Below are 21,079 nucleotides of genomic sequence, written 5' to 3' on the forward strand. Positions count from 1 at the left end.
AACTACCAAGACCACACGCTCCCGCCCGGCGACGCCGACACTCGCGGGGTGAGACAGGGAAGGGATAAACAAGACGATGAGGACAACCACGTGGATGCCGGCGGCCGTGCTCGCCACCGCAGTGCTGTTGGCCGGCTGCAGCAACGCCGACACCACCGCCGAACCCACCGGTAAATCCGGCGGAGACCAAACTGCGACCGCGAGTGTCGATCCAGCCGCCCTCGACACCGGCAGCTACCCGACCAGTCCGGCCCCCGAGTTCGGGCGGGCCACCCAGGAAACCATCCTCGACGTCGACGGGCAGCGGCTCGCCGAGTTCACCGTCGTTCCCTTCGAGATCGACCCGGAACTGACCTCGGTGAAGATGCCCACGATGGTGATGCGCAGCGGCAAGAACCTCGGTGTCGTCCTCAGCGACGCCGCCGGGGACATCGCCCACAACCACCAGATGCTCTACGGCTACGTCTCGACCGCCGCCACCCCCACCACGAAGACGACCGATCCGTCCCGGTCCGTCGTCCAAGCCGTGATGCGGTTCAACAACCCCGAGGACGCCGCCGCGACCGCCCGCGAAATCCACCAGAACCTGCTCACCGTCGACGACGGCACCGGCCTCGATACCGCCGAAAACATCGACATCCTGCCCAACACCCTGGTCTCGACCGGACAGACGAACTTCGATGCCGGACCCGAGGTCTCGGTCAACGCGTTCACCCCCCACGGGGACTACCTGCTCTACACCTGGGCGAAAGCCCCCGCCGCCGACAAGGACTGGACCGCGAAGGCCGTCGCGAAGTCCCTCCAACTGCAAGAACCGCTGATCGACCAGTTCCCGGCCACCCCGACCCGCGCCCAGAACGGTGGACAGACCGCGCAGCTGCCCATGATCGACCAGGACAAGGTCCTGATCTACGCCCTCCCCGAAGAAGACGCCCAAGCCCAACTCGGCGACGACATGRCCGCCTACGGGCCCCGCGGGATGGCACACCGCTCCACCAACCCGCCGCTGACCTACAAGATCCTCACCGCCGCCGGATCCGACCACAACGCCGTCTACAAGACCACCGTCTACCGGGCCGAAGACGATGCCGGCGCCGAGACGATCCTCACCGAGTTCTACAACGACCTTCTCGCCGAAGGCTTCACCGCAGCCCCCACCCCGCAGGGCCTGCCCGACGCGAAATGCGCCACCAAGGACACCGTCAACGGCACCCAGGACTACTGCATGGTCGCCAACGGGCGTTACGTCGGCGAAGCCAGCGGCACCGACAACAAGAAGGACGTCGATCAGCAGATCTCCGCTCAGTACCTGATCCTCGAGCACGCTGACCAGAACGCCGAATAACCAACGCTGGATACAGCTGACACCGCACCCTGTGGCTGTGGCCTCGCCGACAATGGCGAGGCCNNNCCACAGCCACACTCATCCGACGGGCGTCGCGAAACGGGCGTCAAGATCCGCGGTGGAGACCTCCGGATGCCGATCGCCGTCCAAGGACACCCACTGACCGCGATCTGACCCCGTGCAGGTCCGGACGCTGCAGGAGCGGCGCCTCACCCCGATGCCCCGCACGTGCCCGTCACCGCCCGCCGACCAGGACCGATCTGCCGACATCCCTTGCTACCGTCGGACAGTGCGCTCATACCTCAGCAGTCGTGGCCCGTTGTACTGGAACCGGATCCAGCAAGAAGCCAGTGACCGGTGGCTCACCGACGGCAGCCGCGGATTACGAGGCATGACACGCACACCGCCACCGCTGAGCGACCATGAGTGCGCAACCCTGGTGGCGGCGCTGGTCGAAACAACGGGCGGCAGGTGGCCAGCCACACAGACTCGGATCGCCCGACTCCTCACCAGACTCGACATCGACGGCAACACACCGGAAATGGCACGAAAAATCCACACGTTGATCGCCGATCCCGACTGGCCCGCCCACGCTCTCGAAATCGAATCCAGCGCCACCGAGTGGTGGCTTCAGGCATCCCGCTGATGTGACAGCCCGCCACCAGGATTCCCGATGGTGGGCATGTCCGTCGTCTGAGCGAAATCGTGGGAATGCCTAGGTTGAGGTCGTCGCACGACTGCACATAGGTGCGAGCCGACTTCTTGCCGATGCACTGCCCCGCCATGGCTGAGCTTATTGGCAGTAGGAATTGTCGGCCGTGGCCACGGGTCTGGCCTCGCAATCGTGGACAACACGGGATGCAACCTGGTGATCACCCCAGCGATCGCACTGATCACCCTGCAGTTTTTTCGAGGAACAAGACATCACCGGCCATCGGCCGTAGGGATCTGTTCCAGCAGCGCATCCCCTTACGTTCTGTTGGATAGTCCTGCTTTCTTGCAGAATCGTCAAACCGATTGACATACTTGGAATAATGACAAATTCGAAGACGTGCGAGGGTTTTCGGAAGGATGCGATATCAATGCGCGCCACCCAGTCCGCGGCCTCTCCTCTGCAGCTCTACCGCATTTTTCGGCGTCAACATCCTCGCACTGCGATCCCGGCCGACTACGTCACCGAAGACGGCTTCCGACTGGGGCGTTGGCAAGAGCGCCAGCGAGTTGCCCGCATGCTCGGCACCTTGCCGCCCCAACGCATCGCGCAACTCGATGCGATCGGGTTCCTGTGGAGCGACGACGACGATGTCCCAGTTCCGGCTGTGTCACGTGCCGACAGCAAGCAGCGGCGAATGCTCACCGAAATCGCTGCGTACCGCGAAGAGCATGGCAACGCGCTGGTGCCCGCGAACTACGTCACCGCCGACGGCGAACAGGTAGGTCAGTGGCTGTATCGGGCGGTCAAAAAATGGCGGGCCGGCGCATTGCCCGACGAGGAGCGTCGTCCGCTCGCCGCTCTCGGGGTCTCCCCCGGTCCACGGCCGCGGGGGCCGCGAACGTCGGCACAGCACACCGGTGCGGGAGTCCATCGCCGCGACCGGCGGCTTTCGGCTCAAGCACGGAGCTGAGCGCGAATCCGCTGGCTGCACATCCATTCCCGCAGATGAACGAGTGCTCTCCTACGTCGGGGGCAGCGATGGTGGCCACCACTGCCCCCGCGGCCGAACCCAGGGGTGGGTGTCGTTAGCAGGAGTGCAGGACCTGACTCATCGCGTCCTTCTCGGCCTGGGTCACCCACAGCCGGTAGAGCGCTTTGACGTCGATCTGCCGCGAGACGTAGGTGCACCGGTATGCCTTGTTCGGCGGCAACCAGGATGCGGCGTCGGAATCGGACTTCTTCGAATTCGTGGGCCCGTCGACGGCCTGCAGGTTCCGGGGGTCGTTGGCCAGGTCGCGGCGCTGCTCCGGGCTCAGTTGCTGGGCGCCCTTCTGCCACGCATCCGATAATGCGACGACGTGGTATCCGGTACTAGGAGTGTTGTGCCGTTCACATCATCGACATGGGTGTAGTTCATTGGCCATCCTCGTCACTGGTACGCGTATCGGACATTGGCATGCGATGCCGACGACATCGCTGACACACCGGACGGCAATCCCGAGACCGAGGCGTTGAGCGCGTTAGCGTGGTCACGTCGAAGGAGACCAGATGGCGTCCACTCAACGTGTGATGACCGGTGGAGAGACGACGTGGACGGTGGTGTCCGATTCCCACACACTCGTCGAACCGATCGAGCAGTATCTGGAATTCGCTCGTCAATCGGAGTTCTCTCCAAACACCATCAAAACGTACGCGCGTGGTCTAGCGCTCTGGTGGTCCTACCTGGAGAAGTCCGATCGGCAGTGGGATACGGTCCAGCTCAGCGACTTCGGCCATTTCCTGATGGCCGTGCGCACCGGCCAGTTCGACCCGTTCGTCCGGCAACTTCATCCGGAAGCGACTGTCACAGAAGCGACCGTGGCGATCCGCATACGACCGGTGATGAGCTTCTACCGATACCATGCCGCGTTCGGCGTCGATGCCGCATCGTTCCTCTACGAGCACGTGCGATCACGACCGGCTAGGTATATGCCGATTCTCGAACATATTGCTCGTCGAAATGCTCAGCGACGGACAGCTATCCGCGTGAGACTCCGAAACCGGCAGACTCCACTGCTGGAGCCGGACTCCATCGATGCCCTGATCGCAGCCGAGGCATCTTGCGCGCCGACCGGCGACTGGTCAGGAGATCTGCGGTACCGATTTCTCTGGACCTTGCTGGCCGAGACCGGCATGCGAATCGGTGAAGCACTCTCACTTCAGCATCGAGACTGGAACACCAGCCGTGGAGACACGGCATCGGTTGCCATCGTGCCACGACCACACCCCCACGGACTGATACCGAAATCCGGCTACCGCAAGGTCTTCGTCGGCAGCCGCCTCGACCGCCTCTACGGCGATTTCGTGTGGTGGCTCTGCGAGCACGGCGCAGACGGTGTAATCGACGACTGGGACAGTGGATACATCTTTTGCAACACCCGACGCGAACCGCTCTACGCACCGCTGCGCGGCGAAAGTGTGTATGCGCACCTGCGGGCGATGAAACGGAAGGTGCCGCAGCTACCGGAGGCGATGACGCCGCATTGGTTCCGTCATTCCCACGCCACCGCACTGCTGCTCGCGGGAACACCTCTGCATGTGGTCAGCAGGCGCCTTGGGCACCGAGACGTGCAAACCACGATCAACAGGTATGGGCACGTCACCGAGGACGCTGAGCTGGAAGCGCTGGCGAACTGGCGCGACGTCGTATCGGGATGGGAGACGAAAACCGATGTCCCGTAGCCCAAGACGCGAGCCCAGGCCAGAACCTAAACGTCTCGAAGGCCGCGACCTGCGGCTGCCTGTCTCGGAGATGTTCGACCCCCTTCGGGCACGGCAGCTGTGGGATTCACTGCCCGAGCCATGCCGCAGCGATCATTTCGACAAGAAGAACATGCCCGACATCTACGCCCCCGCGGTCGCCGAGCGCAGTGTGGGAGGAGGACCATGGACGTCGGTAGCCCTGAACTTTCGCTCGCTGCCGGAACCGATGACCTGGGAGCTGGCCTGGCTGATCCACCGGGAGGTGGAATTGGGCAGAATTATCCACCCGACGCACTTCAACGCCACCACAGGAATCCTGCGCGCCGCTACTGGCTATGGCGGGAAGACTGCCCGGTCAGCGGAGTCATTGCTGCACCTCACCCCCGAACAGTGGCTGAGAGAGGCGCAGCGGGCGCAGTTGCGCGGCCTGCAGCGCGGGACCAGCAACGACAGCAAGGCTCTCCACCGTTTGCGTCGCCTGCAGGACATTCTCGTCTACCCCTACCATCAGGGACCGTGGTGGCAGCTGAACCTGTGGAATCCACAACTCGACCCCCGCGTTCCCCAGCGTGAACACGAACCGATGAGTCACCACAGCGCCAACTTCAGTCGACTGAGCAGTGACTGGCTCCGTGAGGGAGCCAAACTATGGCTCTCGGAGAACCTCGAGAACGGCCGCTACAGCTGGAGCACGATCAAATCGCGTCTCGACGCACTCAAATGGCTTCAACGCCATCTCGACACGGTCGGCGACGCCGGCCCCACCCTGACCAGCGACCCCTCCGCTTTCCGGCCGTTCGTGCGGGGATTCTGCGAGATGCTACGCACGCACACCGTCACCACCGGAAAGAACAAGAACCAGCTCCTGGGCAAGAATCCGCGCCGAAACATCATGACCGCAATCGAGCAGTTCTACCAATGGATGTTTGACCATCGCGACGAAGCGTCCCACACGCTGGGCCAACCCGAATGGCGGCTGCTGCGCCCCGAGCACTGCGTGTTGTTCCGGCCCGAAGACAAACCACGCCTGACCAACAAGCGACACGACGATGACATGGTCCTCGAAGACGCGGTGGTCACCAGAATCGCCGCCGGCGCCGAACTGCTCGCGAAGCCACGCACCGAGGGTGGCCTCGGTGACATTCAGGCCTTTCACATATTGATGCTCCTCATTCGCACCGGACGCCGAGTCAACGAGATCCTCATGATGGACTTTGACCCCTTGATCCCACTCCAGAGGACATCGAAGTCGCCTCCCGACACGGTCGACAGCGCAGACTTCGTGGCCCGCCTGCGCTACCAACAGACGAAGATCGAATCCGCACACCCCGCCTCGATCCCGGTCGACGCCGAAATCGTCACCGTCATCAGGGCTCAACAACAGGTCGCCCGAGAGCACATGGCGCGAGTCGGCAGACCAGATCAGACCCCCAGATACCTTTTCCTGAGACGTATTCAGAACCGCAACGGCACCGCGTCCTACCCGATGCCCACGTTGCATACGCACCTGGCCGCACTCGCGGATCGCTTGGCGATCACCGACAGTGCCGGACACCCGGTAATGATCAGTAAGACACACCGCTTCCGACACACGGCCGCCACCAACCTGCTCAACGCGGGCGTTCCATTGCACGTGGTGATGAGATACTTCGGACACGTCAGCCCGGAAATGACCATGCATTATGCGGTGACGCTGTCGGAAACCCAGGAGCGTGAATTCCTGCGCTACAAGAAGGTCACCAGCGACGGCCGAACCCCGGGGATCGACACCTCGGATCTCTACGACTTCCTCAAGCTCGACAGCCGGGCCGATCGCGTTCTGCCGAACGGTTGGTGCACCCTCCCACCGAGGCAATCCTGCGACAAGGGAAACGCGTGCTTGACCTGCCCGAAGTTCGTCACTGATGCCACCCACGCCGCCGAACTCTCCCGGCAACTCGAGGAAACCCAGCGGCTCATCGAGATCCGCAAGGAGACATTTGCGGCCCGCTACGGAACGCAGATGAGCGAGGACAACGTCTGGCTACAAGGCCGCACCGACGAGGTCACCTCACTCAACCAGATCCTGCTCGCGATCACCGACACCGCCGACCAACACGGAATCCGCGGCGCCGGAGTCCGAGACCAGACCGCCTGATAGGAGTCGACATGTCCGAACACCTCCAGCGAGCTGCGCGCCTCCGACACGACCAGGCCATGGCACGCGCCACCGACGCACTCCGCGAGCTCTCCGCCGCGGGCCAGCAAATCACCTTCGTGAGTGTCGCCCGCAGGGCCCATCTCTCGACCGACTTCCTCTACAAGCACAGCGACCTCCGCCGAAAGATCGAAGACCTTCGCACCTCGACCGGTCACCGCAGCACGGGCCCCGACGCAGCACCCGACGAGCAACCGACCACATCCTCCGCAGTCCGCGCACTGGCCACCCAGCTGAAGGAAATCCGCAGCCGCCACCACGCAGAAGTGCTGGCGCTCCGCCAAGCCCTCGCCGCCGCCCACGGCGAGAATCTCACACTCCGCCGCGAAATAGCCCAGCTCAGACCGCTCTAACTACACGGCGGTCATACGGCCCCCATCGGCCAGGGCAATGCCTCGATGCCGCGCTTACCTACGACCGGTTCCGGCGTCATCGGCATGTCGATGACACTATGACCTGGGCTTATTCGGGGATATATCGTCGAAGTGACGGATACGACGTGGTCGATCTGCACCGCCGTGGAGGTGTCCTGGCCGCGAACGAACGCGATCGTGGTGCCGGTGTAGGTGTCGTGCAGGGTGCCGGTCGCCACCACACAGTCCCGCGTACTGGCTTTGTAGGTCAGGTCGACCAGGTCGCGGCGGAGGATGTCGTTGCGGGTGTCGCAGCCGTTGTGGCCGCCCTCGACGCTGTTGTCGTCGGACCACGACGGGCCGAACTGCTCCCGCGTGTATCCGGTCTTGGGGGCGCGCCCCTTGACCGCCAGCGTGTCGAGCTTCGCCAACGCCGGCGCCGGATCGAACACCGGCGGTGCAGCTGGCGCGCCACCGAGCGAACCGGTTCCCGGATCCGCATCGGCGATCGCCGAGCACCCCGACAGACCGAGGACGGATATCGCAGCGAGAGCGAGGAAAGCGGCCCGGGGGCGATGACGCATGTGTCTGTTCTCCTGTTACCTGTGGGGCTGTTGTGATTGCAGTATTGCGGGTGCCTCCGACAACTGCGTGAGCGCCTCCGACTGAGGCGGACCCGATGACGGAGTGATACGAAGCCCGTCGAGGGCGTGAGCACACCATTGCGGGACATTGTGGCCGTCGAGCTCGCCGCCAGCGGTCTCGGCCAGGCGGAGCTGAATCCAGGCGACGCCGCGTATGTCGAGAACGGGATCCGCGGTGCGCTCTCCGCACTGAAGGCCCGCCGCGCCTGGGAAAACCACATCGTGGCGATCCTCACCCACCAGCAGGTCCTCGAGGTGACCGGCTGGACGAAGCAGGCCCTGAGCCAGGCGGTACGTGAACATCGGGTCCTGCGCCTCGTAGGCCGAGGACGGCTCCGCCGGATACTCCGTCGCGGACGGGGTTCGACGGTGCCGCTCCGGCCCGCCCCATCCTCGGGGTCAAGGATGTCCTGCGGGTGTGGGCGGACGCCGACGGTACCGGGTGGATGGCCGCGTCCTGGATGATGACCGAACAACCCGAGCTCGGCGGCAGACGCCCCGGCAGGCGCTGCTCGACGGGGACGGGCCCTCAGTGGTCGATCTTGCTCGTGCGGCTAGCGGACGGCTCGCCGCGTGAGTTCACCCCGCACGGCTCTGCACCTGCTCGCACCCCCACCACCAGAACACCTGCGCGACCGGTTCCCGTCTTGGCGCTGCCCGGCCGGGACGGAGGTGTTCCGGTGCCACGGCGCCGAACACGGGCCCTTGCGGTTCGCCAACGCCGGGTACGGCAGGTTCGACCTCGCCGACACCCAGGGCACCTGCTACACCGCCGAATCCGAGCAGATCACCCTCCTCGAAACCTGGGGTGGTATGCGAGTGATCCCGAGTACCGAACTCACCGCCCGCGCGGTCTCCCGCATGCAGGTGACCACCGACCGGACACTGGCGGACCTGACCTCGAACACGGCCGCCCAGTTCGGGTCACCGCCGAGATCTTCACGACCGGGAACTTCCAACTGACTCAGATGTGGGCATCCGCCCCTCCACGCAGCAGGGTTCGACGGCATCCGGTACTGGGCACGGCACGACCTCGCCCACACCCACGCGTGCCTCGCCTTGTTCGATACCGCTGGCACCGGCCTCGCCGAGGGGGCACAATCACCCGCCTACTCGCCCCTCGCGACCAACCCCCTTACCGAGCGCGGCGACCTGATTCAGGAACTCCAACAGGAAACCGGCGTCACCGTTCTCCTCGCCCCACATTCACTGTGACGCAACCATCCTTGGCTAACCGAGGCACCCCGAGCCGCTAGAGAAGGAGAGTGGGGCAGGGAATGTTCGAGATTGTCCAGCAGTCTGCTGGACAATCTCTACAAGGCTGGAACCGGCTTTCTGGTGCTCGGGTCCAACCGAGTATGACGATGCGCCCCGATGATCCGAACCTCGGCGACCTGTTCCCGGCCCGGTGCTCGCCTATGCCTACTGGACAAACCATTAGCACTCTGCCATGGAGAGTGCTAAATTCGTCACACTCGGTGACACGACCAGCGAGAAGCCGCTGGGCTCAGTCACAATCGCCGGTTACAGGTGCAGTGCACTTGCTACCGGGTTGGAGCAGTGACTGGAAGGTCATTGATTGGCACTTCCGGCTTCGCGTCACCGATGACCGGGCCACCCGACGCACTGGAGGAGGATCATGACCGCCGCTACCTCGCGCCCCTCAGGTGTCACCAGTGACGGGTGTCCCTCCGTGCACGCACGCCGGCGAGCGCCGCGCGGTGGATCGCGGTTGCCCTCCGTGTCGATCGCCCTGGGAGCGTTGTCCATTGCGTCGTTCTGGGTGGTCGGACTCGGGTTCGTCCTGGGCGTGAGCGCCGTGGTGTGCGGCGCTTTCGCCACGTCCCGGCCCGGCGTAGCGGACGATGAATCCGCATCACTGCGGGCGTTGCTCGGAGTCGTCGCCGGAGTCGCGGGGATCACGGTGTCCGCGATCGCACTCTTTCCGGTGCTGGAGTACCTGTGACCCGCGCACCATCGCATACGCCTGCTGTCCTCGACTTTTTGGAAGGATTCGCACCACTCGTGACCGTCGCCCCCGGCCCACGTCTGCCCACCACACATACCGCCCTCGATACCGGTCGCGACGACCCCACGGCGTCCGACGCTGCGCTCCTCGAGTCCTGGGAAGCGGGTATCGCCGTGACCATCGGCCTGGCGCTGCTGACCACCCTCGTGTGCACCGTCCTCGGATCCTTCCCGCTGGCCCTTCTCGCGCTCGTCGCGGTCGCCGGCGTTGCCGGCCTGATCACCGCCGCCCTCTGACACTGCCTGCTGCCCCGACCGCCGGCATGTGTTCCGGTAATGCGCGGTGTCACCCCGCATCCTGCGTTCGTCGTGCTCTGTAGACCCGGAGCAGACACGACCTCTTCGGCGACAGCACAGGGGTCGGCACCCTGCTCTCAGTTACCGGGCTGTAGGTCTCTTTCTCGAATCGTTCTCGCGGGGAGGGACTCTCAGGAAATTCACAGACACCGCGAGGCCGAGTGATGCGACGATGAAGCATGCGCCGCCATCGTTGGCCGGCCCTCGCGCCGCCCACCACCGGAGGGATCACCGTGCACGCGGGCATGCCGATCGTGGCCGCGAACGACCTCACCCTCGAACTGTCCGCCGCGACTGCGTTCGCGTCCGGGCTTCTGCTGCGGTTCACGCTATCCGTCACGGGAATCCGCGCCGACTTCTCGCGTTACGAAACCCGCCCCCTGACCGACCCCCACGACTGGTCGGCGCAGTGGTCCTATCTGGCCGTTCGCATCCTCGCCGACGACCTGGGCGGGCTCGCCGATCCGTTCCACCCGGTCCCCGACTCCGGCCCGGAGGAATCCGGGCCGTACCGAACCACGCCGCAGTACTGGATCGGCACCTACCCGACCACCGGATCACTGACCGTCACCACCAGCTGGCCACAGGTCGGACTCCACCCCACGTCAGTCACCCTCACGCTCGGTCCCAGCCCCTTCCCCACCACCTTCGGGTCCGATGCCCGTCGATGACGGTGTCCGAGCGCGCTCGACGAGCGAATGTTCAGCAGCTGGTGACGATTCTTGGTTATCGGAACCTACCCGGCCAAATTTGCTAGCTATGCTAGCTAGGATTGCATTTCGTGAAGTGTCGACGATCAGCCCGTGCACAGCACCATGTTGCGAGCGGCCGCCGCCGATCCATTGCGGAATTCCTCAACAATCGCTAGCAGGCTTTCACCAGACGATCCCCAACGTATGCGCTACTCTCGCACTTTCGTCACCGTGATGTAATTCGAGCGCCGCCGCCGTAGCGCCCCTTCGGGCGCCCACGACCTGCGGCCGACCCATGAAGCCGCGGAAGTACTCTCGACCTACACGTGCGGCAGCAATGCCATCTCTCGCGCCGGATGCGTGTAGAGCATGTGCCGCCTCCGCTTGTGCACACCACCACTCCCCCCGCGCAAGGCTCCGCTGGCGTCGTGCGGCCAGGCCCTTTAGGTGTGGGCGAACTCCTGCGGACCGGCCTCCAGGTCTTCGACGTCACAGGAAGGGAAGGTGCTCACTCGGCGCGGCGCCGGCGTGGTTTGCGGATGTCGGTGCGCGCGCCCTGGCCCGGCCTGTTGTTCGCCCACTCGACGATTTCCGAGCGCTTCCACAGCGGGGTGCGGCCGATCTTCTCCACCGGCGCCGGTGCTTGCCCTCGGGAGACGTACCCGCGGAACGTCGAGACCGACAGCTCGGTACCGGTTTCCTCCTTGATCAGGTCGACGACCTGATCGGTGGTCAGTCGATGTGGGTTGGCCATCTAGCGAGAGCCCTTCCTGTTCATCGCCCGTCGACGATGCGGCGAGTAGTCCGGTTGCAGCCCGGCGGTCGACCCGGCAGACCGACTGCGATACGACGCCAGGCGGTGCGGAACTTTCCTCGGAATGACCCTACAACGGCATGCTGTAATGCCCACGCACGCGTCCGGGGACCGGTATCGGTCCATACCACCGGATCCCACTCGTGGGACCGATGTTTTCGTCGTCGCTACCGCGGGGTGTGGCCCGGCATCGGGGGGGTGACGCCGGGCCACAGGGGGTGTTCTGGAAACAAAATTGGGGGGATGTTCACCAGAACGCCCATCAGTCTAATGACCGCCCGGGACGATTACGTCGCGGGGTCAGGCGGATCCGGGACAGCACGCTTCCCGAGGTTGCCCGATCTCCCGGACGAGGAGATGGCAGGCATCTCGCGCCCCAAGTACGCCCGGCTGCACCTCCGCGTGGCTGCGGACTCGACGCCAAGCGCGACGAACGCCAGTCGGGATCATCGAGTGAATCGTTCCTGCCATATCTGGCTGCGCTGCCGTCGATGTCGAGTCGAGCCAGGAGGCGTTTGATTTCGGATCCGAGTGACCAGCCCCTGCCGCTGTTGCTTCGACTGTTACTTCGACCAGCGCGGCATATCTGGGTTGCGCACACGATGTCCAGCGAGTGGTGGAGACGGTCATTCATCCCCTGCAGTCCGCGGCTGGCCGCGATGAGGAACAGGTCGCCGGCGTTTCACTGGATCCGAGTGCAGCGCATCGGGTCACGGGTACCTCACGCGATTTCCACCGCCGGGCGGTAGGAATGCAGTGGATGGGTCAGTCCTGGTCGGCGGCGGTGACGGCCGCTGCGGGGCACCAGTGGGTGACCTCGAGACTTCCCAATTTGTTGCCGGTGGGGATGGTGAAGGTGCACGATGCGAGCCATTCTCCGCGGGAGGTGCGTGCCCAGGCATGGAGCAACCCTGGGACTTGGACGTCGAGGTCGAGCCCCTCTGCACGGACTCGAAGGGGAAGGTCGTTCGCGGCGCGGCCGCCGTGGTGAGCGATTGCGGCAGAGACGTCGATGGTCACGGGCCGCGGTGGGCGCACTTCCCGCCACGGTTTCGGGTCGTACACGGCTCTCCATCGTTCGAACACACATTCGACTCTAGTGTTACCCTTGATCACGCCGTCAGCGGTCGGCGAGGGAAGCGCCGACCGCTGGCGTCGCCCTACCTCCGCGCCTACGTGAAGGGCGCGATCCCTATCCGGGGCCGGCCGTCTGGGCCGGTCAGAGCAGTAAGGAGTCCATTGATGGCATTGCCCGTTCTGACGCCCGAGCAGCGCGCTGAAGCATTGGAGAAGGCCGCTGTGGCCCGGAAGGCACGCGGGGAGCTTCTCGCCGCGGTCAAGTCCGGTGAGCTCACGGTCTCCGATGTGCTCGCGAAGGCGGAAACCGACGAGGTTGCGAAGAAGACCAAGGTCTCGGCTCTGGTGAAGGCGCTTCCCGGTGTCGGTCCGGTGAAGGCGGCGCAGATCCTCGAGGAGCTGTCGATCGCTGAGACCCGGAGGATCGGCGGTCTCGGGACGAATCAGCGTCACGCGCTTCTGGGCATCATCGCCTGACTTTGCTTGCGGTGGTCGGCCGCCGACGCTTGTGTTTCGACGCATTTTGTCGGTGGGACGATCTACTGTGACGATCGCGACGAGCAACAGGTCGCCACTCACTGCCCAGACCGGTGACTCGTTCCCGGTCCTGATCTGCGGGGTCCCGCAGATTGGTGTGTGGCGGCCTGTTGCTCTTTGCATCTAGCGGCAGATCGCACGAGCCGAATGCCGACCTGCTGTCTCCGGCACCTACTCGGGCACGCCTAACGAACCTGATCGGTACGGGCGGACCCTTCGGACACTTCCAGGGCCGATCCGCTGCGTGTGGGGTCATCTCAGCGGTTGCTGGGCCTGTTCCCGGATGAGCTGATCAGCCAGGTGGTACACCGCCACCTCGTCAGGGCCCTGACAGTCTTAGCGCGCTCGCGGGCCGTATTGAACACCCGGACCTAGCTGTACCGATCCGCCTCCGGCCGTCGATACACAGCGCAGGAGGTGCGCTTCCATTCAACTGAGCCCGTTTCCGACCAAGGAGTTCGCCATGTTAGATCTGGGATTTTTTTCTTCCTTCCCTCAGTTCACCGATGCCTGGGTGGCAGTAGCTATGTGGTGGGACTCGCTTCCATTCAACTGAGGACCAAGGAGCACACCATGGATCTCTTGTTCTGGTACCCCTGGCTCACGCCTGTTGTCGACGCACTGGTTGCGGCAGGGAGGTGGTGGCAGTCGCTTCCATTCAACTAACCCCGGAGGTGTTGACGTGATTCCGATCCCCCGTAACCGCGTGCGATACGTAGTTGTCGGGGCCAACTTCAACGTGTGGAGGACGCCGTGGACGACCTGAGTGTTTGGGGCATTCCCGAGTGGGCGCAGCCCGCCTTCTATGCGATCGCCAACGGTCTGGCACAGATCGCGTACTGGTGGTTCAGCGTCACGTGAGCAGCGTGAACATACGCTTGACGAATCGGCTGGTCTTCCGCATACCGGAACCGTAAGGGTCTCCCGAGCTGCGCAAATGGGCGCACAATCGGCCCATGCGGCTGATCGCGCCGATGTTGGCTACCCCGGGTGAACCACCGGAGCAAATGGACGGTGCCTGGGCGGCGGAAATGAAGTACGACGGTTGCCGTCTCTTGGTTGCGGTCGGCGGCGATGAGCCACCGGTGTTGTGGACCCGCAACCTCAACGTGGTCACCTCCTCGTACCCGGAGGTGGCCGAGGCGTTGACCGACGTGTTCGGCGGTCGCGGGCGCATCGTGCTCGACGGCGAGGTCGTGGCCCTTGTCCAGGGTCGGCCGTCGTTCGCGCGGTTGCAGAAGCGGATGACGACCCTGCGCCCGTCGACCGCCGTGCGGCGGCAGGTGCCGGTCACCTACCTTCCGTTCGACGTTCTCCGGCTCGACGGTGGAAATCTGATGGCGGCCTCGTACCTGGAGCGCCGCGCCGCTCTCACCGACCTCGGTCACGATCTGCACGGGTCCGGCGGCCCCGTGCAGATTTTGCCGCATTGGGAGTTCACTCTCCCTTCCGACACCTGTCGGACTCGTGGTTGATCATTGCTCAATTGGTCATGAGATGGAGGGGCTGGACGTGGACTCTGGATTGGCTGCACAGCAGGGTTGGACGCTGAATTTCTATGATTTCCAGCGCAGGTGGGCGTCTGTCGAAAGTTTGGTTTCCGGCGTTGACGACGTACTGACGCGGGCGAGGCGGAACGGGGCGGTCGACGGCACTCCGTTCTTCATCGACCCTTGGGGCCGCGCAGATCCGCTGGTCAATGCGTACTGGAGGGCACCGAGGCCGGGTGCGATGGGGTTGAAGATCGATACTGTGCGCCGATACGCGTACTCGCTGAAGGTGTGGCTGGATTTCCTTCATGCGGTCGGCGCACGGTGGGACACGGCGGCGCGTGATGAGCTGGCGATGTTCAAGCAGTGGCGTCTGTCGGCAGAGGAGAACCCCGATGCGATCTCGCCCAGCGCATTTCACGTCGATAGGGCGGCTATCCGGCGGTTCTACGAGTGGGCTGCTCACCATCGACCGGTGGATAACCCTGTCCGTGTCCGCCTTATCGATCGTGGTCTCGATGGCGTAACAGCGAAGGAAGTGCTGGAGGGCACACCTTCGGCGGTTCGCCGGGCGGATGTGAAGTGGATGACCCCCGAGGCGTTCCGTTTATGGCGCAATCTCGGCCTCCGTGGATTCACCATGGACGGGCTACCGGCCGATACCTGGCAAGGTCGAACCGAGGACCGCGATACCGCATTCGCAGAGGGCCTGTTCGGCACCGGGCTGCGGATGGGCGAGTGGTCCAGCCAGCTGACCATCGAGATACCGGCGTCGCATGGCGCTGGGCTATTTCGGGGTCAGCTGTCGGCGGCGTGCGCGAAAGGAGCTGTGGGGCGACGGTTCTGGATGCGTCGGAGAGTTGCACAGTTGGTCCGCTACTACATCGACGACGGCAGCCGAGCCGCGGCGATCGCACGCGCGCAGGTCGCCGGCCGATACGAGCATGTGCAAGGCCGCTGGTTGCTGCGGCAGGTTCGCCGGGGCGGCGTGATCGAGGTGGTCGACGATTTAGGGCGCCTGCGTGATGTCCATCTCGACGCGATGGGCCCCCGGCTTCGGATGAGGCTGTTTCGGGAGGGCGACGGCGGCCTGGAACCGGTGTGGTTGTGGTTGAACGACGACGGTACGCCGCGACCGAAGAAGGCCTGGTACAAGACGTTCGATCGCGCCAATACCCGGGTTGCGCGGGCGATGGGCACCGTGAATGGGCAGGCCCGATTGTGGTGTCGACCGCATATGCTGCGGCATTCTTTCGCGTTGCGCTGGTACTGCATTGCGACCTTCGTTGCCTGGCATCGGACCAACGTGCTGACGACAAAGGAGCAGCGCGACTTCCGTAACCAGCTCGGGGATGTGTGGTATCTGATGGCGACCCTGTTGGGACACAGTAGTGCCGAGGTCACCCGGGAGGTGTATCTCGAACCGTTCAAGGCACTGGAGGTCGAGCAGCTGATCGGGTTGATGGATGCCGATGACCGGCACGCGCTGGAGAAGTTGGTCGATGTCCTGGCGCTCGGAGAGCCGCGGGTGCTGACGGGGGCCACCTCGTGAGCGGCAAAGGACGCCCGGCCGCATTACCGCCCCAGGGTTGGCAACCACCCCAGCGAAGTCCTGGCCTCGTCCTGGAATTCGTGAGCGACGATGGCGGCCAGCGGAAGGCTTTCGATTTCGGCGTCCTACCCGGCCATCCGAGCGTCCGAGAGGAACTCGCGTCGGCATTCAGCGAGGTCACCGGGCCGCTGGGGCGTTGGCGGCGGCTGCAATCGGCAGAACGCATGTGGGCGGTGGCGCGCAGGACGAACAAATGGGTGGCCGAGAACCGTCCGACCATGTCCGAGCTCGGCGAGCTCACCGTCGCTGATGCCCGAATGTTGCTGCACGCGTTGCGGACACCTGCGGGTCATCATCCCATGTCGGAACTGCGAACGCTGCTCAGTTGCTGCCCCGCCGTGAAGGAGGAGGTTCTCCGCGAGATCGCCCGGCATAAGAACGTCGGGACTAAAGGTGGCGGCCACCAGCCCTATACCGAGCAGGAATGGAGATGGATCAGCACCGCCATGCGGACGGTGATTCGTCGGGCTCGGGAGCGGATAGTCGCTCATCGACAGCTCGTCGCGGACTTCCGGGCCGGGAAGCTGGACGACCGTGACACCAGGGACCCGGAGCGATGCTTGGGTGAGGTGTTGGACCACTATCTGCGCACCGGCGACTTTCCCCATGCGACGAGCAATGGGTTTCCGACGCAGTCGGTCAGAATCGCCAGCCTGGTGACCGGTCGCCCGCTCAGATCGCTGCTGCACTTGTCGACCGGCGAGGCGTGGGCGTTCGGTGCGCTACTGGTAGGACTGACCGGCTTGAACCCATCGACGGTCTTCGAACTGCCGGTCCCGCGGATTCTGGCGACCGCCCCACACGAACCCGGAGTCGTCTTCGTCGATGCGATCAAACATCGGCGTGGTCCCCGCGCTGCCATGACGATTGCGTTGACAGACCTGCGCACCGAGTTGCATCCACCCGACCACGATCGGCGACCACAGCACGTGCGCGAGACGTCGTTGACCACACCGTATGGCGTATTCATGTCGTTGTTGGACTTGACGGAGTCGGCACGTCACATGGTGGGCAGCGAAAAGGCTTTCACCTTCTACGTCCGAGCAACGCAGACCTTGACCGCCACAACGCCCAAGGTCCGAGGCGAACACCGTAAGAGCTGGTTCGCTGAGGCTCTGACCGGCGACCCGGAGCGCGATGACGTTCTCCTGGGGTTCTCCTTGAACCGGCTACGCAAGACCCACCTCGAGCGGCATCGGCGCCCGGTGGCTCACACACCTGCCACCCTCGGCCGCTATCTGCGGAACATGGACACGGTCACCGAGGAGGGCTATCAGCTAATCCGGGAGGCGCTCGATGAGCAGGTTGCCGATGCACGGAAGCGGCGAAGGATGCACGTCGAGGCGTTGGCGTCGCTGGGATCCGACCACGACACCGTGATCGGAGCCTGCACCGATTTCGACCATTCACCACACGACGGCGGAGCGACCTGTCGGCAAACCTTCCTGACCTGCCTCGACTGTTCCAACGCCCGCGCGTTCCCGCGGCATCTTCCGTTCCAGCTCGCCGTCCTCGATGAGCTGCAAAGACAGAGGGACCACGTGTCGGCGCTGCGGTGGGTCACCGAGTTCGCCGGCAGGGTAGCGCAATTGGAAGAAATCATCGCCGAGTTCGAACCCGCACAGCGCACGCAAGCCCGCGACCAGATCACCGACCTGCACCGCCGCACGGCGGCCCGCTTGTTGACAGGAGACCTCGATCCCATATGACCAGCCCATTCCATGACGATGAATTCCGCATCGACGGCCTGCCCATCACCTCGACGACGACAGTGCTGCAGCGCCGCCGACTACACGACGCCACGGCGATGCTGTCGCGCTTCGCTGATCCGGTCTGGGACCTGTTCCCCGCCTTGCCCGACCGACACCGCGCCAACCAGGCGATCCACTGGGACACCTATCCCCAGCCACTGCTGTTCGCCTGCAAACTCTATGTCTTCGCGCTGGTCAACGTCACCGAGCACGCACCCCGCGTGGCCGGGTCACGTGCGGACGTGCTGTCGATTCCGTCGATCTGGGCCGATCTGTCGCACCTGCGGGTATTCCTCCGTTGGCTCGCCGACCGCGGCATCACATCCTTGGCCGACGCCACCGAGATCGATCTGGATCGCTACTACAGCCATGTTCGGGAACAACCCGACTCCACACCCCGTCAGCGCAAGTTACTGCTGGCCGTCCAACGCCTCCACCTCTACCGGGACTATCTGCCCGCGTTCGCTCGAATGCCCATCGCCGTCCTATGGGGCGGTGCCAGCGCGGCGGAACTGGCAGGCGACCCGGATCCGCGGCGCCTCGGCAACCGCACCCCACGCATCCACCCCGACGTCATGGGAAAGTTGCTGTCGGCGGCACTGCTGGTGACCGAAACAATCGCCGCCGACGTCCTGCCCGCCGCCCGTCAGATGATCACCATGCGCGCTCTGGCCGTGTCCGTGGCCGCGGACCCAAGGCCATACAGCCACTGGAACACCACCCGCTGGAACGCGGCCGAAGAGCAGCTCGCCCGCGTACTGCACGCCTTCGCCGCGGCCGGTCACCCCCTGCCAGGCCGTCGTGACGGCAGGCGCACAGTTGTCGATCTCGCCGGGCTGGTTCACGCCGGCCAGTTGCCGCATGTCGCACAGCTCAAACTAGATCCCTGCGCCGCCGCCATCACCAACAGCGGCCTGCCCGTCGTTCGTGACCTGCTACGGGTTACGAAATTCACGAAGGTCGGGGACCGAGCATGGCACGACGGCCCAGTGGAAACATCCGAACTGCGCCCACTGATCCGACACATCACCACCGCCTGCTTCATCGTCATCGCCTACCTATCCGGGATGCGGGTCGGAGAAGTGCTCAACCTCCGGCGCGGCTGCGTCACCCGCGACCCGAAGCTCGATCTGATCTTCCTGTCCGGCCACCAACTCAAGACCACCCCACAGAGAGCCGAACGCTCACCCGCGACGATTCCCTGGGTCATCAATGCTCAGGGCGCCCAGGCGATTGCGATTCTCGAAGACCTCGCTCCCAGTGCGACGCTGTTTCCGTTCGGGCACTTCGGAACCGCCAACTGGTTGCGATCACCGCGCACCCGAACCAAAAACAGCCTCGCCGACGACGTCCACGCCTTCATTACCTGGTTCAACACCACCATCGCAGATACCGTCGATCACCCCACCATCGGTGAAGACGAGCACGGACCAATCACTGGGGTGAGGCTGCGCCGCACCCTCGCCTGGCACATCGTCCGCCGCCCCGGCGGCACCATCGCCGGCGCCAACCAATACGGCCACCTATTTACCCGAATGACTCACGGCTACGCCGGGCAAGCCGACGCCGGATTCCTCGACGAGATCACCTTCGAGCAATTCTTACTGCGGACAGAGCAACTGCACGACGACCACCAGCGCCTCACCCGACGCGAACACGTCTCCGGCCCCGCCGCCGACACCTACCGGCACCGAGTCAGGGAGGGACAACGGTTCAACGGTGTCACCCTCACCAGCGCAGCACAGGCGAACACCGCACTGTCCAACCCGGACCTCCAAATTCATCACGGAGCACTGCTCACCTGCGTCTGGCGTCCGGAAACCGCAGCCTGCCAAGCCCCCACCAACGACGAGAACGGCCCGGTCTGGGCGCGTTGCCGACTGAACTGCAGCAACATCGCCTACACCGAACGCGACATAACCGAGCTGCGCAACCATGTCACGAAGCTCCGCACCGATCTCGACCTGCAGGTGCTGCCTCTGCCGCTACACCGCCGCCTCCACGAGCGCCTGACCGAACACGACAGAGCGATTCACGCCCACGAGTCGACGCGCCCCTAGACAGGAACGGCACCATGCCGACCACCGATCGTCTCGCCCAGCTCAAAGCCGAGCGTCAGCGCATCCGCGATGCATCCCAGCGCTTGCTGACCGGCACTTCTGCATGCAGCAATGGCAAATTCACCATCTCTACCCTCGCTACCGAGGCCGAGGTGTCGCGCCAACGTCTCTACGAACACCACCCCGACCTCGTCGCAGATTTCAAGGCAAGTGCTGGCCTGGGACCGATCCCGCCGAATATAGACGCGCTGCAACAGCAATTGGCGGATGCTCGAGAACAGATCAGGGAGCTCAAAGCCCGCGAGGCCACGAATCTCGACCAAATCAAGACCCTCTGCGCGGTAATCACAGAACTCACCCATCAGGACCACGCCGGCAATCTGATCGCCCTGCCGACCGCTGGACCTCGACCACTGAAGTATGACGGCCAACGGGAGAATGTCGCTCTCGGCCGGGTGGATGTAGTACGGCTGCTTGAGGGGTTTCCCGGACTTGCCGACCTCGTCGGTCGGGAACCACTCATAGAACCCGGACACCGGGACGATCCCGCGCCGCGACTTGAAACACTGCCTGTACGCGGGCTTTTCGTGCACGGTCTCGGCGCGGGCGTTGATCATGCGTGAGCCGATCTTCGGATCTTTGGCCCAGAACGGTGTCAGGCCCCATTTGAGGTTGCGGAGCTGTCGTTGGGGTTGCTCGTCGTCGGTGTCTTTCGGTACCCGCGCGATCACAACCGGGGAGGTCTTCGTGGGCGCCACGTTGTAGTCCGGCGCCATCTCCGGGTC

At 64.4% G+C, this 21,079-nt stretch carries 19 protein-coding genes and 3 pseudogenes; 17 read left to right on the plus strand and 5 right to left on the minus strand.

Annotated features, from left to right (window positions below; translation table 11 throughout):
- Positions 1–76: 76 nt before the first annotated feature.
- The 3 genes from AC1D1G_RS26515 (at position 77) to AC1D1G_RS26525 (ending at position 2,970) form a co-directional block, all read left to right on the plus strand.
- The gene (locus AC1D1G_RS26515) at positions 77–1,345 is read left to right on the plus strand and encodes a DUF7373 family lipoprotein (protein ID WP_477954326.1); all 1,269 of its coding nucleotides are present in this window, start codon (positions 77–79) and stop codon (positions 1,343–1,345) included.
- A 391-nt stretch (positions 1,346–1,736) separates the two neighbouring features.
- On the plus strand, positions 1,737–1,991 hold the full coding sequence (locus AC1D1G_RS26520; RefSeq protein WP_477954327.1) for a hypothetical protein: 255 nt from the start codon (positions 1,737–1,739) through the stop codon (positions 1,989–1,991).
- Positions 1,992–2,427: 436 nt separating this feature from the next.
- On the plus strand, positions 2,428–2,970 hold the full coding sequence (locus AC1D1G_RS26525) for a helicase associated domain-containing protein (protein WP_477954328.1): 543 nt from the start codon (positions 2,428–2,430) through the stop codon (positions 2,968–2,970).
- A gap of 115 nt (positions 2,971–3,085) precedes the next feature.
- Here AC1D1G_RS26525 and AC1D1G_RS26530 read toward each other — a convergent pair.
- A pseudogene (locus AC1D1G_RS26530) lies at positions 3,086–3,361 on the minus strand (HNH endonuclease family protein); the annotation flags it as partial.
- 208 nt (positions 3,362–3,569) lie between these two features.
- Between AC1D1G_RS26530 and AC1D1G_RS26535 the strand changes: the two are divergent.
- The 3 genes from AC1D1G_RS26535 to AC1D1G_RS26545 all read left to right on the plus strand — a co-directional run bounded on the left by AC1D1G_RS26535 (position 3,570) and on the right by AC1D1G_RS26545 (position 7,292).
- The gene (locus AC1D1G_RS26535) at positions 3,570–4,721 is read left to right on the plus strand and encodes a tyrosine-type recombinase/integrase (protein WP_477954341.1); all 1,152 of its coding nucleotides are present in this window, start codon (positions 3,570–3,572) and stop codon (positions 4,719–4,721) included.
- A gap of 151 nt (positions 4,722–4,872) precedes the next feature.
- Positions 4,873–6,879 (plus strand): tyrosine-type recombinase/integrase, encoded by a 2,007-nt coding sequence (locus tag AC1D1G_RS26540; RefSeq protein WP_197487936.1) that lies wholly within the window; start codon positions 4,873–4,875, stop codon positions 6,877–6,879.
- An 11-nt stretch (positions 6,880–6,890) separates the two neighbouring features.
- A complete protein-coding gene (locus AC1D1G_RS26545) occupies positions 6,891–7,292 on the plus strand; it encodes a DUF6262 family protein (RefSeq protein WP_061042815.1) in 402 nt (133 codons plus the stop codon).
- A gap of 11 nt (positions 7,293–7,303) precedes the next feature.
- On the opposite strand, the gene AC1D1G_RS26550 is transcribed toward AC1D1G_RS26545, so the two are convergent.
- Complete coding sequence (locus AC1D1G_RS26550) at positions 7,304–7,876, minus strand: hypothetical protein (RefSeq protein WP_477954329.1); 573 nt, start codon at positions 7,874–7,876, stop codon at positions 7,304–7,306.
- 126 nt (positions 7,877–8,002) lie between these two features.
- Between AC1D1G_RS26550 and AC1D1G_RS26555 the strand changes: the two are divergent.
- From AC1D1G_RS26555 to AC1D1G_RS26580, 6 genes and pseudogenes are all read left to right on the plus strand, one after another.
- Positions 8,003–8,513 (plus strand): annotated as a pseudogene (locus AC1D1G_RS26555) (hypothetical protein).
- Entirely contained in the window at positions 8,510–8,899 is a 390-nt protein-coding gene (locus AC1D1G_RS26560; RefSeq protein ID WP_477954330.1) for an RES domain-containing protein, read from the plus strand. The pseudogene AC1D1G_RS26555 and the gene AC1D1G_RS26560 overlap by 4 nt, the downstream one beginning before the upstream one ends.
- Before the next feature lie 96 nt (positions 8,900–8,995).
- Positions 8,996–9,151 carry a hypothetical protein gene (locus AC1D1G_RS26565; protein ID WP_477954332.1) on the plus strand — a complete coding sequence of 52 codons (156 nt, stop codon included), beginning with the start codon at positions 8,996–8,998 and terminating at the stop codon, positions 9,149–9,151.
- A 526-nt stretch (positions 9,152–9,677) separates the two neighbouring features.
- Positions 9,678–9,902, plus strand: coding sequence for a hypothetical protein (locus AC1D1G_RS26570; RefSeq protein WP_133988085.1), 225 nt, complete (start codon positions 9,678–9,680; stop codon positions 9,900–9,902).
- 59 nt (positions 9,903–9,961) lie between these two features.
- Positions 9,962–10,201 carry a hypothetical protein gene (locus AC1D1G_RS26575; RefSeq protein ID WP_133987710.1) on the plus strand — a complete coding sequence of 80 codons (240 nt, stop codon included), beginning with the start codon at positions 9,962–9,964 and terminating at the stop codon, positions 10,199–10,201.
- 239 nt (positions 10,202–10,440) lie between these two features.
- Positions 10,441–10,932, plus strand: coding sequence for a hypothetical protein (locus AC1D1G_RS26580; protein WP_477954333.1), 492 nt, complete (start codon positions 10,441–10,443; stop codon positions 10,930–10,932).
- Between the two features lie 529 nt (positions 10,933–11,461).
- Here the strand turns inward: AC1D1G_RS26580 and AC1D1G_RS26585 are convergent.
- Both AC1D1G_RS26585 and AC1D1G_RS26590 read right to left on the minus strand, forming a co-directional pair.
- A complete protein-coding gene (locus tag AC1D1G_RS26585; RefSeq protein ID WP_105422118.1) occupies positions 11,462–11,707 on the minus strand; it encodes a helix-turn-helix transcriptional regulator in 246 nt (81 codons plus the stop codon).
- 825 nt (positions 11,708–12,532) lie between these two features.
- Positions 12,533–12,832 (minus strand): hypothetical protein, encoded by a 300-nt coding sequence (locus tag AC1D1G_RS26590; protein WP_477954335.1) that lies wholly within the window; start codon positions 12,830–12,832, stop codon positions 12,533–12,535.
- A 177-nt stretch (positions 12,833–13,009) separates the two neighbouring features.
- Between AC1D1G_RS26590 and mihF the strand changes: the two genes are divergently transcribed.
- From mihF to AC1D1G_RS26615, 5 genes and pseudogenes are all read left to right on the plus strand, one after another.
- Positions 13,010–13,321, plus strand: a complete 312-nt coding sequence (gene mihF, locus AC1D1G_RS26595; RefSeq protein WP_105423711.1) for an integration host factor, actinobacterial type — start codon at positions 13,010–13,012, stop codon at positions 13,319–13,321.
- 1,016 nt (positions 13,322–14,337) lie between these two features.
- Positions 14,338–14,817 (plus strand): annotated as a pseudogene (locus AC1D1G_RS26600) (ATP-dependent DNA ligase); the annotation flags it as partial.
- 76 nt (positions 14,818–14,893) lie between these two features.
- Positions 14,894–16,423, plus strand: coding sequence for a site-specific integrase (locus AC1D1G_RS26605; RefSeq protein WP_242324166.1), 1,530 nt, complete (start codon positions 14,894–14,896; stop codon positions 16,421–16,423).
- A gap of 80 nt (positions 16,424–16,503) precedes the next feature.
- On the plus strand, positions 16,504–18,192 hold the full coding sequence (locus AC1D1G_RS26610) for a hypothetical protein (protein ID WP_160103086.1): 1,689 nt from the start codon (positions 16,504–16,506) through the stop codon (positions 18,190–18,192).
- Entirely contained in the window at positions 18,189–20,294 is a 2,106-nt protein-coding gene (locus AC1D1G_RS26615) for an integrase (protein WP_160103088.1), read from the plus strand. The genes AC1D1G_RS26610 and AC1D1G_RS26615 overlap by 4 nt, the downstream gene beginning before the upstream one ends.
- On the opposite strand, the gene AC1D1G_RS26620 is transcribed toward AC1D1G_RS26615, so the two are convergent.
- A partial coding sequence (locus AC1D1G_RS26620) for an SOS response-associated peptidase (protein WP_477954338.1) occupies positions 20,291–21,079 on the minus strand: 789 nt, incomplete at its 5' end. The genes AC1D1G_RS26615 and AC1D1G_RS26620 overlap by 4 nt on opposite strands.

It is taken from the genome of Rhodococcus sp. P3_B8, assembly GCF_056402775.1.